Below are 12832 nucleotides of genomic sequence, written 5' to 3' on the forward strand. Positions count from 1 at the left end.
CATCTGCCGGGTTCCGTACTCGGCCTGCCCGCGTTTGCCGGATCCTTCCGTAGGACAGGACTGTCCTGCGCAACGTGTGCGACGTCCGGCTGCAGCCATACCCAGGGCGGATATGGGTCAGTGAGCCGCTGCTTCGTGCCGCTCCGGTGCCTTGCTGGTTCACCAGTCCACCCTTGGAAGGATCCCCGTATGAGAAACAGAACGCGCATATGGTTCAGCGCGGCTCTGGCGATGCTGATGACGTCGTTCGCGTTACCGCCGGCGGTCGCGCAGGCGGCGGCCTCCGGAAGCCGTTGTTCCGGCGGTTACGTGGCCCTGACCTTCGACGACGGTCCGACGGACCTCACGGCCGAGTATCTGAAGGCGCTGCGGGATGCCGGACGCGTCAGGGCGACGTTCCTCGTGACCGGCACACTGGCCGACGGGCAGCGCGCCGGGACACGGCGGATCGTCGCCGAGGGCCATCAGGTCGGCAACCACTCCTACACCCACGCCAATCTCGTGGAGCTCGACGCGACCAGCGCATTCGCTGAGCTACGCGACACCAGCCGCGTCGTCCGAACCCAGACGGGGCGTGCGCCCACGCTGTTCCGGCCGCCCTTCGGGAGCACCGACGCACGGACCCGCCGGGATGCGGCCCGACTGGGGATGATCGAGGTGATCTGGACGGCCGACACCGTCGACTGGAGCGGTATTCCCACCGAAACGATCGTGGCGAACGCGCTCACTGTGAAGCCGGGCGGCATCATCTTGATGCACGACGGTCTGCAGACGACTCTCGCGGCCATCCCGAAGATCATCCAAGGGCTCGCCGGGCGGGGCTTGTGCGCGGGTCGGATCGTGTACTCACCCACACCGGTCCAGGCGTGGCCGGGCCTGACCTTCCATGCCAAGGCAGCGCCCTGGCGTTGACGTGCCCGATCGGGGGCGGTGCCGCGCACAGCGCCCGCCCTCGCCGGCGCCCAAGGGCGGTGGTGGGGGGCGGCGGGTGACCGCCGTGCCCTCCACGAGCCGCCCGGGGGCGCGGGATGCTGATCGTGGACGCGCCGGCGGACCGCTGGGCGGTCATCGACCGTGAGCCGCCGCCGGGCAGGACGGTCCGCGCGGAGCCGGACCTGCCGCACTGACCGCCGGCGCGCCCGGCGGCGGTGCGGTCAGTGGTCGGAGTAGCTGAAGTCGCCCATGGTCCAGGCGCTGACGTCCTCGATCGCCACGCGGTACATCCCGCCCGTCTCCGGGATCCCCACCGAGCCCTGGAGGATGCGCGCCACATGGAAGTGCAGATGCGTGGGCCGCCCCTCCTCGCGCGAGGTGGCGGTGAAGGCGGCGGAGAACTCGCCCAGCTGGGCCGAGTCCGCCAGGACCTCCGACACCCGCTGTCGCCAGACGGCCTCGGGGGCCAGCCGGCCGGTGATGACGGCACCCCCGGCGACGACGGTCAGTGACATCTGGTTGCTGCTTCCGGACTCCACGAGGGCGGCCACATCGACGAGCAACGCGTCAGGCTTCGACATGAAACCCGATTCTAGTCGGCGGCTTCGGCCGCCGGCCCTGCGGTGCGGTCGGTTTCGCGGTGCGGGGGTCGCACCGGTGCGTCCATGCGTCGGTGATGTCCAGCACAGCAGCGGTTCAGGTGGTGCACGCCTCTTCGAGGGTCGGGTAGATCCGCAGGTACTTGTCGACGCCGGCGAGGTCGAACACCCGGGCCACCTTGGAGGAAGGCGCGAGGATCCGTAGGTCGGCGCGCTGATGGACGGCGAGGACCATCCTCAGGAAGGACGAGTCGGCGAAGGTGATGCCGCTGGCGTCGAGGATTACCAGGCCGTGCACGGCGATCACCGTCTCGATCTCCGCGAGCAGCGGCGTCACGTTGTCCATGTCGAACTCTCCGAGCGGAGAGAGCACCGGCAACGGACCAGAGCTGTCAGATAGCGGCTCACGGGTCGTCATGAGGAGGAGTATCTCAAGCCTTCACAGGCCCCGGACAGCGGCCTCGGCATAAGAGCTTCCAGACGGGCGGTTTCTTCCACGGCGCGCCGACACGGTCCTGCGTGTGTCCACCCGACCATCCAGGACGGTCTCTCCGCCGCCTGACCCTGCCGGAGCAGGAGCCGCCTGCTCACCCACACCGGAGGGAAGTCTGAAAGTATGCGTGCCAGGTACGCACAGACGGCGCGGACCGGACAGAAACGGATCGCGTTGCAGGCGACCGGGGGAACCGAGGAGTGCCGGGTGACGTCCGAGTCGGCCGAGGAGAGGCACATGTGAGCGACATCGACGTCATGCGGGGCAGTGCCTCGTACGAGATGGTTTCGGGCGAGATCGCCCGGGTCCGTGACTTCGTGCGGGAGTTCCTCACGAGTGCGCAGACCGTTCGCGGCTGGGCCGTCTCCGCACGGGCGATGGACGTAGCGCAGCTGGTGGTCAGCGAGCTGGCCACGAACGTCTGCAAGTACGCACCGGGGCCGTGCCGGGTGGACCTGGAAACGGACGGCGCCACGCTGAGCATCGTGATGTGGGACTCCGGCGCGGTCCTCCCGGTGGCCTCAGCCGCCGACCCCACACGCATCGGCCAGCACGGCCTGGAACTCGTCCTCATGGTCTGCCGGAGCTTCGAGGTGCGCCGCGAAACCGTGGGTAAGAGCCTCCGCGCGCGGATAGCCCTCTCCGACAGCCGGGACGACGCTTCCTTCAGCCGGACCGCCGGGTAGTCCCTCCGCCGCCTTCCTCGCGGCCCGGGGCATTCAGCTGGATTCGGTGGCGGTCAGGACGAGGATGGCCTGGTCGTCATCGATGCCGTGGCCACCGGTGAAGGCGTGCACGGCGTGCGTGACGGCGTCGATCAGGTGTTGGGCGGCGGGTCTGGCCGGTGCCTCCGCCACGGCGTCGGCGAGGCGTTGGTCGCCGAAGAGTTCGTTGTCGTGGCGGCGGGCTTCGGTGATGCCGTCGGTGTAGAGCACCAGGCTCTCGTTCGGGCGCAGACGCAGGTTGCGTGCGGTGAGGTGGGTCTGGGGCCCGATGCCCAGCAGGACGCCGGGCGCGTCGACCGCTCGGACGGTGCCATGGTCGTCCAGGTGGAGAGGGAGGGTGTGGCCGGCGCGGACGAGTTCGACGTCGAGGCCGTGCTCGGTAGGGGTGAGCCGGCCGTAGACGAGGGTGACGAATCCGGTGCCGTGTCCGGCGGGCCGGTTGCACAGGGCCTGGTTGACAGCTTCGACGACCTCTTGGGGACCGGGCACGAGGGGGGCGACGGCGCGGGCGGTGTGGCGTACCAGGGCGGTGGTGGTGGCGGCGATGGCGCCGCGGCCGCAGACGTCGCCGAGCAGGAACGCCCATCGGCCGTCGGGCAGGGGGAAGACGTCGTAGAAGTCGCCGCCGATGTCGAGTCCCTCGCCGGCGGGATGGTAGTAGGTGGCCACCTCGGCCCCGGGCACGCAGGGCAGTTCGGGCAGGAGGAGCCCTGCCTGCAGATCGCGGGCGAGGACGGCGCGGTGGGTGTACTGGCGGGCGTTGCGCGCGGCCAGGGCGGCGCGTCCGGTGAGCTCCCGGGCCAGGGCGACGGTGTGTCCGTCGAAGGTGTACCCGCCGGTGGACAGGAGCGTCACGGCGCCGAAGGCTCTGTCCCGGTCGAGCAGGGGGATGCACAGATAGCCGGTGACGCCCAGATCGTGCCAGGGGCCGGGGCCGGTAGGGGTCCGCCGGGCCACTTCGGTCACGCCGGAGGCCAGGACGCGCGCGACGGCGTCGTCGGCGCCGTCGTAGACAGGGATGTGGGCGGCGAGCAGATCCTGCTGCCACCGAGTGGGGGCGGCGGTGGCCACCCGGCGTACCCGTCCGCCCTCGATGACATCGACCGCGCACAGCGGTGCCAGGCGCGGGCTGCAAGCTTCGGCCAGGCGGTTGAGAGTCTGGGCGACGTCCAGGTCGGTACTCAGGAGGGTGCTGGCGTTCAGGAGGAAGGCCAGGTCGTCGCGGGCCGTCTTCTCGCGAGCCTCGGCCGCCTGGTACGCCTGTTCGGCCTGGTGGCGTTCGATGGCCAGGGCGGCGGTGCCGGCGAAGACCCGGGCGAGTGCGAGGTCGGCCTCCTGCGCGATGCGCGGGACGCGGTGATACATCGCGAAGGTGCCCAGCAGCGAACCGTCGCGGGCCAGGATCGGGGTGGACCAGCAGGCGGCCACACCGGCCTTGTCGGCCAGGTCGCGAAAGTCGTCCCAGAACGGGTCGGTGGCGATATCGGTGACGATCACCGGCCGGCGGCGGTGAGCGGCGGTGCCGCAGGAGCCGACGCCCTCGCCTGTGGCGATACCGTCGATGGCCTGGTTGTAGAAGTCGGGCAGGCTCGGTGCGGCGCCGTGGCGCAGGTGCCGGCCGTCGGCGTCGGCGAGCAGTACCGACACCAGCACTTCCTCAGGAGTGAGATCCTCGATCGCCCGCGCCATGCCTTCGAGCACCTCGGAGAGAGGGGCCTGGCGGGCGATCTGCTCCAGCAGGGCCCGGTGCTCGGCTGTCAGCCGCTGCGCCTGTTTGACCTGGGTGGTCTCCAACCCGATCATCCGCACGCCCATGACGTTGCCGCCGGTGTCCAGACGGGGCTCGTAGGTGAAGTCGAAGAACCCCTCGCGGGCATCCGCTCCCTCGCCCAGCATCACGCGGACGTCCCGGCCGGTGTAGGCCTCACCTGTGCGGTAGACACGGTCCAGCAGAGCGATGAAGCCCTGCTCGACCAGTTCCGGCATGAGCCGTCCCAGCGGCACGCCGGTACGGGTGCGCTCGATTCCGCCGATCGCCGTGAAGAACGCCGGGTTCGCCGCCTCCAGCAGGTGAGCCGGCCCGGCCATGGAGGCGAACAGGACCATCGACTGCCCGAACAGCGACCGCAGATCGTCGTCCACGCCGCTGGATGCGGCGTTACGTGCCGGCGGTACCGCGGGTGCCTGGGCAGGCGGGTGCGCCCGCTGGTCCGGTGCGCCCGTCATCTGCCGTGCTCCGTGCCGGTCCGTGCCGCGCTGTCGGCGCCGGACGCAACGGCTCCGGGAACATGCCTGTGGGCGTTCAGGGCCTCCTCGGCGTCGGTGTGCAGACAGAAGACCTGGTTCAGCCCGGTCAGTTCGAACAGGCGGTTGAGATTGTCGGTCACGGAAGCCAGGCACAGAACCCCGTCCTGCGCGGACATCTGGTGATAAAGCTTCAGCAGGGCGCTGATGCCGGTGGAGTCGCAATAGGTCAGGTGGGCGCAGTCGACCACCACGGCCCCTGTCTCCCCGCCTGTGCCCAGTTCTTCCTCGCCGGCCTCGTACAGCTGCACCACGCTGTGGAAGTCGAGATCCCCGCGCAGAGTGAACACCACTCCTCGTGTGTCCCGCCTGACGTCTACCGCGAACACTTCGGTTTCCTCCACATGGTTCTCAGTGACGCCCATGATATGGGCCGGTCTTCGCCGGTCGGGACGGTGTGGTCCTCAGTGGTGTGTGGTCAGGTCGGTCAGTCCGGAGATGCTCAGGACGGGGGCCAGGAGCGGGCCGGCGATGAGTTCGAGGCGGTCGGCGTGCGGGAACAGGACGCTCAGGCCGGCGCTGTCGAGGTACTCGACGTCGCTCAGGTCCAGGACGAGGCGGCCGGGTGCGTCGTCGAGCGCGGCGGCCAGGCTCTGGGTGTTGCTCATGTCGATCTCACCGACCGCGGTCAGCACGGTCGTGCCATCCGGCCGCCGACTGGCCGTGAGGGTCAGGGGCGTAGTCATCAGGCGATCCTCGCGTGCATGTCGACGGTGGTCCCGGCCGGTCCTTGGGTGACGGTGACCTGCTGCATCAGGGCACGCATCAGTCCCATACCGCGGCCGCGGTGGGCGTTGCGTTCGGGCTGGGGAACTTTCCACCGGCCGGTGTCGGCGATGGTCAGGTGCAGGTTGTCGACGAAGGCCTCGGCCCGGAAGTAGACGGTGTCGCCGGGGGCGTCGCGGTGTCCGTGCTCGATGGCGTTGGCACAGGCCTCGCCCGCTGCCACCAGGACGTTCTGCGCGGTGCCCGGCGGCAGGTCGCACTGGTCGAGCCAGCCGCGCAGAGCTTTCCGGACGGGAGCGAGCTGGCCTGATTCCGCTGGGAAGGACATCTCCAGCGGAGCCGGGTGACGGTAGAGCAGCAGGGCGACGTCGTCGTCGTAGCCGCCGTCGGGAGCCAGACGGGACATCACGGCGCTGGCGAGATCGTCGACCGCGGTGTCCCGGCCGTCCTGAAGGGCCTCGCCGGCCCGGTCGATGCCCGCGCTGAGCGGACGGCGTCGGCGTTCGACCAGTCCGTCGGTGTACAGCAGCAAGGTGGAACGGGCGGAGATGGTGCAGCTGCCCTCGGGCCGCGACCTGCCTGGCCGTACGGCCAGGGGCAGGGAACGTCCGTCTTCGAGAAGCTTGGTGGTGCCGTCGGGCCGGACGAGGATGCCGGGGGGATGTCCCGCGCTGGAGTAGGTGAGTTGCCCGGTTCGGGTGTCGAGAACTCCGCAGAACACGGTGGTGCACATCGCGCCGGGGACACCGGCGGCGAACTGGTCCAGGGCCATGAGCGCCTGGGCGGGGCCGGCATCCTGCAGCAGCAGGGCGCGGCAGGCACTGCGCAGCTGCCCCATGACGGAGGCGGCCTCCAGGCCGCGGCCGACGCAGTCCCCGACGACGATGCCGATGCGACCGTCGGGCAGGGCGACGGTGTCGTACCAGTCGCCGCCGACCTCCAGAGGACGGGTGGCGGGCTCGTAGCGTACGGCGAAGCCGTCCGGGAGCCGGGACGGGCCGAGGATGGCTCGCTGCAGCGCGATGGCGGTCTCGCGCTGCTGGTCGATCTGGTGGGCGCGGGCCAGGCCCTGGGCCAGGTGGCCGGCCAGCAGGGACAGCAGGAGCTGGTCCTCGCCGGTGAAGGGACGCGGCTCGCCCAGGGCGATCCACAAGGCCAGGGTGCCTTGCGGGTGTTCCAGGACGACGGTGGCCTCGCCCTGGCCCGGAACGGCGGTGAGCGCGGGCTGTTCACGCAGGCCGGTGAGCATCCGGCGGCGTTCGACGGGCAGGTCCTGCCAGACGAGGCCGGTGTCGGTGCAGGTGAGGGCGGGCTCGTCACCGGGACCGAAGACCACGGCCGTCACCTGTTCGGCACGCCACAGCTTCTTCAGTTCCTCGAGAGAGCCATCGAGGGCCTCGGCCAGGCTGGGGGCCTGGGACAGACGCGTGCTCAGAGCGGCCAGGGCGGTTTCGCGCTGGATGGCGTAGTGCTCGGCGCTCACGTCGCGGAAGGTTCCGACGATCACCGTGCGGCCGGTGTCGGGGTCCTGGACCTGGTTGAACGTGGCCGTCACCCACAGGCGATGTCCGTCGCGGTGGGTGACGGGAATGGTGTAGCTACCGCGTTCCTGGCCGGTCAGCGTGGTGAATGCCTCGGCAACCTGGCGGTGGGCGTCGGGGTCGGTGGCGGCATCCGGCCACCACGGGTGTACCGGCTGGTACGGCAGGTCTTCGGGGCCGTACCCGAGGATGCCGGTGAAGGAGGTGTTGATCTCGATGACCGCGCCGTCCTCGTCACAGACGAAGAACGCCTCCTGCAGTGAGTCGATCAGAGCGGTGCGCCACCGGGCGTGGTGGTTGCGCAGCCGGGCCAGTTTCACGTTGGCCTCGACGCGGGCCAGGAGTTCGGCGGCGGCGAACGGTTTGACGAGGTAGTCGTCCGCGCCCGCCTGCAGACCCTCGATGGACGCCTCCTGCCCGGCACGGGCGGACAGCAGCACCACCGGCACCGAGGCGGTACGCGAGTCGGCGCGCAGCGCTCGCACCAGGGACAGGCCGTTCAGGCGGGGCATCATGACGTCGCTGACCACGAGATCGGGGGCGTCCGCGCGAATGGCTTCGAGGGCCTGCTGTCCGTCGTCGACCGCGTGGACCTGGTATCCGGCGCCGCGCAGCAGCCGACCGAGGTACTCGCGCATGTCGGCGTTGTCGTCGGCGATCAGTACCCGCGCCTGAGCCGACAGGCGGGCCGCAGGCGCCTCGCCGGCAGCCTGCGGCACTCGGTGCGGTTCGCCGACCGCCACACCGGTCTGCCCGCTCGGCAGCCAGCGCAGGGCCTCCTGGACGAAGGGGTCGGCGGTGCCGGGAGAGGTGTCGTCGCCGGCTTCGGTGCGGACGGCGTCGGCGGGCAGGTGGGCAGAGCCGAAAGGCAGACGGATGGTGAAGCTGGTGCCCTCGCCCTCGGCGGAGACGGCCGTGATGACACCGCCGTGCAGGCCGACCAGTTCCTTCACCAGCGCCAGGCCGATGCCGCTGCCCTCGTTGGAGCGGGAGCGGGCGTTCTCGATACGGTGGAACCGCTCGAACAGCCGGGGCATCTCCTCGGCTGCCACACCGATCCCGGTGTCCGTGATCCGCACCACGGCCTCGTCGTCCTGGACGCCCACGCCGACCCGGATCGAGCCGTCGAAGGTGAACTTCAGCGCGTTGCTGAGAAGGTTGAGGACCACCTTCTCCCACATGCCGCGATCGATGTACACCGGCTCAGGCAGCGGTTCGCACTCGACACGGAAGTCCAGGCCGGCGTTCTCGACGGCGGAACGGAACACACTGGCCAGCGCGCCGGTGACCGTGGCCAGGTCGACCGGCTCGTAGCTCGCCTGCATCCGACCCGCCTCGATGCGGGAGAAGTCCAGCAGCGTGTTGACCAGCTTGCCCAGCCGCAGACCGTTGCGGTGTACGGCCTCCAGCTCCTCGCGCACGCGCGGCTCCGCGTCGGCGAGCTGCTCCCGCAGCTCCTGGACCGGCCCCATGATCAAGGTCAGAGGGGTGCGGAACTCGTGGCTGATGTTGGAGAAGAACGTCGTCTTGGCCCGGTCCAGCTCAGCGAGCTCCTCGGCACGGCGCTGCTGTGCCTGATAGCTGCGGGCGCTGGCGACCCCGGCGGCCATGTGTCCGGCGACCAGCTCCAAGAAGCCCTGGTAGTCCTCGTCCAGGGCACGGAAACGGTTCAGACCCGCCACCATGAATCCGTACGGCGCTCCACCCTGCTGCAGCAGGGGCACGACCAGTGCCTGGGCCGGTGCCTTCTCCCAGGCACCGGTGGGCAGGTCCGTGAACGGCTCGCCGTCCAGAGGCACCAGCACGGACTCGCCCCGAGCCGGGGTGTCGGCGGGCCAGCACGCGGCGGAGTCCGCGGGAAGGATGTCCGCCGCGGCCGGATGAGCGGCCGCAAGGCCGGTCACCGAGGCGCGACGGGCACTGCCGTCGTCCTGGAACAGATAGGTCAGGGTGAAGGGCAGATCGTGCGGGTTACGGCTCAGCTGCTCTCCGGCGAAGTCGAGCATCTCCTGCTCGGTGCGGATGACGCTGGGGTCGGAGCCCAGGTCGCGCAGGGTCGCCATCCGGCGATCGCCGATGACCCGCTTGGTGTCCTCGCTGACCACGCACAGCATGCCGACGACAGCGCCGCCGTCATCGCGCAGGGGACTGTAGGAGAAGGTGTGGTAGCTCTCCTCGGTGTAGCCGGAGCGCTCCACGAACAGCAGCAGACCCTCGTCCCAGGTGGCCTCACCGCTGTTCAGGACGGTGTCGATCCGAGGGGCGATGTCGTCCCAGATCTCCGACCACACCGTGGCGGAGGGCCGGCCCAGCGCCCAGGGGTACTTCTGGCCGAGGGTGTCGCGCCGGTAGGCCTCGTTGCAGAAGAACGTCAGCTCCGGTCCCCACGCCATCCACATGGCGAACTTCGACGACAACAGAATGCTCACGGCCGTCCGCAGACTCTGCGGCCAGTCCTGCGGCTCTCCCAGCGGCGTCGCCGACCAGTCCACCCGGGCCAGTTCCCGGCCGATGTTCCGGTCGGCCGTGAACACCTCGTCCATGGCAGCCGAGGGAATGGTGAGCTCACCGTCCTCCGAGCGCGTCACAGCAGACACCCCTTCACTTGCCTCAACCTCTTCATGCGAAGTACCGCCCGAGGCCGCTCCACAGCGCCGCCGACCGGCAAACACCCCAACCTTCTACCCCGCGGGGAACACCCGGCGCTCTCCCACCGCCCGAAGATTCGCCGGCGCATTACGTAGGATAAGACAACCGCGTCCGGTGCGGATGCCACGGCAGGCAGCACCTGGCGGAGGCCCGCACGGCGGCGGCGCGGTTCGCAGAGTGGAACGTACGCACGTACGATTCGCGTGCGGCCGAGATCGACGGTCCGGGTCAGCCCCGCCGCACACGCCCCGCGATCCGCCGTCCCAGGCGGCCCAGTGCGCGTGACCGGTTCCAGTCGCGGAAGGCGTTCGCCCGGCCGCTGCTGCCTGTGCGGCCCACCGTCTCCTCCACCTCCGCCACGGCCTCCGCCGTCATCCCGCGTACCGCCGGGCGCAGTACCTCTTCCAGGAGAGCGGTGGCCGTGGTCGCCCAGGTGGTGCCCGCGTGCGGGTGGGCGGTCCAGTTGGTGAAGCAGTCGGCCGCGTAGGCGGGGTGGGTGCGCAGTCGCGCGCGGGTCGGCTCGGCGCGGGCCGCGTGGTCGTAGGCGGCGATCAGGTCGGCGTCGTCGCTCCGGACGAAGGCGTACAGCTCCGCGCCCGGCCGGTCCGGGGCCAGCAGGCGTTCGACCAGAGCGGCGAACGCCCTTTCCTGGACCGCCGGTTCGAGCGGTGCGGCGCGGTCGCGCAGTGTGCGGACCTGCTCCGTCCACCCGGGCTCCGGTGCGCCCGAGCGCAGGTCGCGGCAGAGTTCGAGGAGCTGGAGCGCGGCCCGCTCCCGGCCGCCGGTCTCCTGCGGGAAGGCCCGCAGCAGGTCGTGCGCCAGCGCGGTCGCGTCCTCCGTGTCCGCCGGGGCGCCGAGCGCCGCGTCCACCAGGCGGGCCCACGTCCCGGCCGCCCGGTGCGCGTCCGAGGTCGCCGCCTCCAGGAGCAGCCGGGCCTCCTCGACCGTCGGCGCCCGGTCCTCCCAGACCAGGCCCACCGCCGTACGCAGCACCAACGGCTCGGCGAACGGCGAGAGGCCGGCCGCCCGCAGCACCCGGTGCCAGATCGCCGCACGGTCCCGGCCGAGCGTCGTCATCGCCCTCGGCGCCTCCGCGCACATCCGCAGGTGCGGCAGCGCCTGCGTCCCGGTGAACGGCAGCGCCACCCGCTCCAGGAACCGGGTCACCGCCGCCGGGTCGTCGGGCGCGATCCGGTCCAGCGCGCCGAGCAACGCCGTCCGTACGTCGAACTGCTCGTCCAGCAGCTCCAGAAGGGCCGGAGCGAAGGCAGGTGTTCCTTCGGAACCGTCCGCCTCCGTCAGGCTCGTCCGGGCCAGCCGGTCGACGACCTCCGGCAGCACCTGTGTACCGTCCACGTCCAACAGCCGTGCGACGCGCAGCAGTTGTACGGCGCGTGCCACCGGCCTCGCTCCGCCCGCACCGCTCTCCAGCTCCGCCAGGATCTCCGGGCCGAGCACGTCCGCGATCGCCTCGCCGTCCGGGCCAGTGAACGCGTCCCGGCGTGGCAGCTCCAGCGAACCGTTGCCGCCCCGCACCGCCTCCGTCACCAGCATCGCGGCGAGCGGTGTCGTGACCGAGGCCGGGCACCGGCCGTCCAAGGCACCGAACAGCCGTCCCACCGCGTCGAATTCGGAGCCCGTACGGTCATCGATCCCCGGCGACGTCAGCGCCTCCACCAGCTGGCCGATCCGCTTCGCGTCCAGCGCGTAGGGCCGCTCCGCCGCCCAACCGGCCGCCGCCGCACGCTCATCGGGACCCAGAGACACTCCGGCGCACAGTGCGATCACGGCCAACGGGCCGGCGGCGAACGGGTCTCCGGGCAGCTCGCGCGCCTCCTGGAACAGCTCCGGCGCCCGGCTCCGCCACACCCGGGCCGCCGTGCGCGCCCACGCGTCCGGCGTGGCGTCCACCGGCGGCCGGTCCGCGCACACATGGACCCGCAGCCCGGCCTCCCGCGCCGCCGCCGCGTCCTCGGGCGGCGCGCCCACCACCCGCAGCGGCGAACTCCCCGGCCGCCGCGTGTACGTGGTGAACGTCAGCCGCTCCACGCTCTCCTTCGGCAGCGTCACCGCCGCCAGCCCCAGCCAGCGCGCAACGTCCGCGCTCTGCCGCTCCACCAGCACCACCGGCCCGCCGGATGCCGGAGCCTCCTCCTCGCCGGCTCGGCGCAGATCGGCGAGGACGGCCGCCAGCCACGGGCCGCGCGACACGGCGAAGTCGTCGAGCCCTTCCCGTACCGGCGCGGGACCCGGCGGCACCATGGAGAGCGGGTCGGGCTGCGCGCCGCCGACCGGTGTCGTGGCGGCCCAATGCGGCGACCGCCACGCCTCCACCGGCAGCCGGTCGCCCGGCAGCGGGACGCCCGGAGGCAGGTGCACCGCGTGCGTGTGGAACCGGACCGGTGCCGTGCCGTCGCCGCGCGCCGGAGCCGTACGGCCGACCACGCGGCTGCCGTCGGACAGCACCGCGTACGTGAACGCCTGCGGGAGCGAGCGGAGTTCGGGGTCCGTGGGCCGGTGCGAGGTGCCGTCGGGGAGCGTGTATCCGACCAGCGGTTCCAGCTCGGCGAGCAGCGCCGCCGACACTCCCGACCCGACGGCCGTGAACCGGCCCGCCGTCTCCTCGTCCCCCGGCGCGGCGGATATGTGGTGCACCTGTGCAAGGCTCAATTGTCGGCCCTCTTCGTCCTGCCGCCCGGGTCCCCGCTCCACCCACACGCGACCGGGTCGGGGGAGGAGTCCACGGCCGCGGTGGCGACGTTATCAAGGACGGAGGCGGTGTCCCTACGCTGCGTCAGGTGCCGGCCTCAGGGTCGATCCGCGACGTGCGGGAGGCCGTTGTGTAGAAGACTGTGCGGGGTG

General features: G+C 71.2%; 9 protein-coding genes and 1 pseudogene. 3 read left to right on the top strand and 7 right to left on the bottom strand.

What is annotated here, in order from left to right:
* Positions 1-189: 189 nt before the first annotated feature.
* Together ABZ267_RS19745 and ABZ267_RS19750 are read left to right on the top strand one after the other, a co-directional pair.
* Positions 190-912 (top strand): polysaccharide deacetylase family protein, encoded by a 723-nt coding sequence (locus tag ABZ267_RS19745; RefSeq protein ID WP_356749647.1) that lies wholly within the window; start codon positions 190-192, stop codon positions 910-912.
* Positions 913-1019: 107 nt separating this feature from the next.
* Positions 1020-1127, top strand: a pseudogene (locus ABZ267_RS19750) (ATP-binding protein); the annotation flags it as partial.
* Between the two features lie 27 nt (positions 1128-1154).
* On the opposite strand, the gene ABZ267_RS19755 reads toward ABZ267_RS19750, so the two are convergent.
* On the bottom strand, positions 1155-1514 hold the full coding sequence (locus tag ABZ267_RS19755) for a hypothetical protein (protein WP_356749645.1): 360 nt from the start codon (positions 1512-1514) through the stop codon (positions 1155-1157).
* Positions 1515-1629: 115 nt separating this feature from the next.
* The gene (locus tag ABZ267_RS19760) at positions 1630-1950 is read right to left on the bottom strand and encodes an STAS domain-containing protein (protein ID WP_356749643.1); all 321 of its coding nucleotides are present in this window, start codon (positions 1948-1950) and stop codon (positions 1630-1632) included.
* Positions 1951-2282: 332 nt separating this feature from the next.
* Between ABZ267_RS19760 and ABZ267_RS19765 the strand changes: the two genes are divergently transcribed.
* Positions 2283-2711, top strand: coding sequence for an ATP-binding protein (locus ABZ267_RS19765; RefSeq protein ID WP_356749683.1), 429 nt, complete (start codon positions 2283-2285; stop codon positions 2709-2711).
* A gap of 33 nt (positions 2712-2744) precedes the next feature.
* Here the strand turns inward: ABZ267_RS19765 and ABZ267_RS19770 are convergent, their stop codons facing one another.
* The 5 genes from ABZ267_RS19770 to ABZ267_RS19790 all read right to left on the bottom strand — a co-directional run bounded on the left by ABZ267_RS19770 (position 2745) and on the right by ABZ267_RS19790 (position 12625).
* On the bottom strand, positions 2745-4976 hold the full coding sequence (locus ABZ267_RS19770) for a GAF domain-containing SpoIIE family protein phosphatase (protein ID WP_356749641.1): 2232 nt from the start codon (positions 4974-4976) through the stop codon (positions 2745-2747).
* Entirely contained in the window at positions 4973-5419 is a 447-nt protein-coding gene (locus ABZ267_RS19775) for an STAS domain-containing protein (RefSeq protein ID WP_356749639.1), read from the bottom strand. Before ABZ267_RS19775 ends, ABZ267_RS19770 begins: the two co-directional genes overlap by 4 nt.
* 39 nt (positions 5420-5458) lie before the next feature.
* Positions 5459-5740: an STAS domain-containing protein gene (locus ABZ267_RS19780; protein ID WP_356749637.1), complete on the bottom strand. Its 282-nt coding sequence runs from the start codon at positions 5738-5740 to the stop codon at positions 5459-5461.
* On the bottom strand, positions 5740-9864 hold the full coding sequence (locus ABZ267_RS19785; protein WP_356749681.1) for a SpoIIE family protein phosphatase: 4125 nt from the start codon (positions 9862-9864) through the stop codon (positions 5740-5742). The genes ABZ267_RS19780 and ABZ267_RS19785 overlap by 1 nt, the downstream gene beginning before the upstream one ends.
* A 334-nt stretch (positions 9865-10198) precedes the next feature.
* A complete protein-coding gene (locus tag ABZ267_RS19790; protein WP_356899718.1) occupies positions 10199-12625 on the bottom strand; it encodes a GTPase-associated protein 1-related protein in 2427 nt (808 codons plus the stop codon).
* Positions 12626-12832: the final 207 nt, after the last annotated feature.

Origin of the sequence: Streptomyces sp. NPDC006174 (genome assembly GCF_040614075.1) — a bacterium.
GTDB lineage: Bacteria > Actinomycetota > Actinomycetes > Streptomycetales > Streptomycetaceae > Streptomyces.

What these genes read in the sequence shown, in the direction of transcription:
- ABZ267_RS19780 (WP_356749637.1), bottom strand. Translation starts at nt 5,740, where the DNA reads ATGACTACGCCCCTGACCCTCACGGCCAGTCGGCGGCCGGATGGCACG.
- ABZ267_RS19775 (WP_356749639.1), bottom strand. Translation starts at nt 5,419, where the DNA reads ATGGGCGTCACTGAGAACCATGTGGAGGAAACCGAAGTGTTCGCGGTA.
- ABZ267_RS19745 (WP_356749647.1), top strand. Translation starts at nt 190, where the DNA reads ATGAGAAACAGAACGCGCATATGGTTCAGCGCGGCTCTGGCGATGCTG.
- ABZ267_RS19785 (WP_356749681.1), bottom strand. Translation starts at nt 9,864, where the DNA reads ATGGACGAGGTGTTCACGGCCGACCGGAACATCGGCCGGGAACTGGCC.
- ABZ267_RS19755 (WP_356749645.1), bottom strand. Translation starts at nt 1,514, where the DNA reads ATGTCGAAGCCTGACGCGTTGCTCGTCGATGTGGCCGCCCTCGTGGAG.
- ABZ267_RS19760 (WP_356749643.1), bottom strand. Translation starts at nt 1,950, where the DNA reads ATGACGACCCGTGAGCCGCTATCTGACAGCTCTGGTCCGTTGCCGGTG.
- ABZ267_RS19765 (WP_356749683.1), top strand. Translation starts at nt 2,283, where the DNA reads ATGCGGGGCAGTGCCTCGTACGAGATGGTTTCGGGCGAGATCGCCCGG.
- ABZ267_RS19770 (WP_356749641.1), bottom strand. Translation starts at nt 4,976, where the DNA reads ATGACGGGCGCACCGGACCAGCGGGCGCACCCGCCTGCCCAGGCACCC.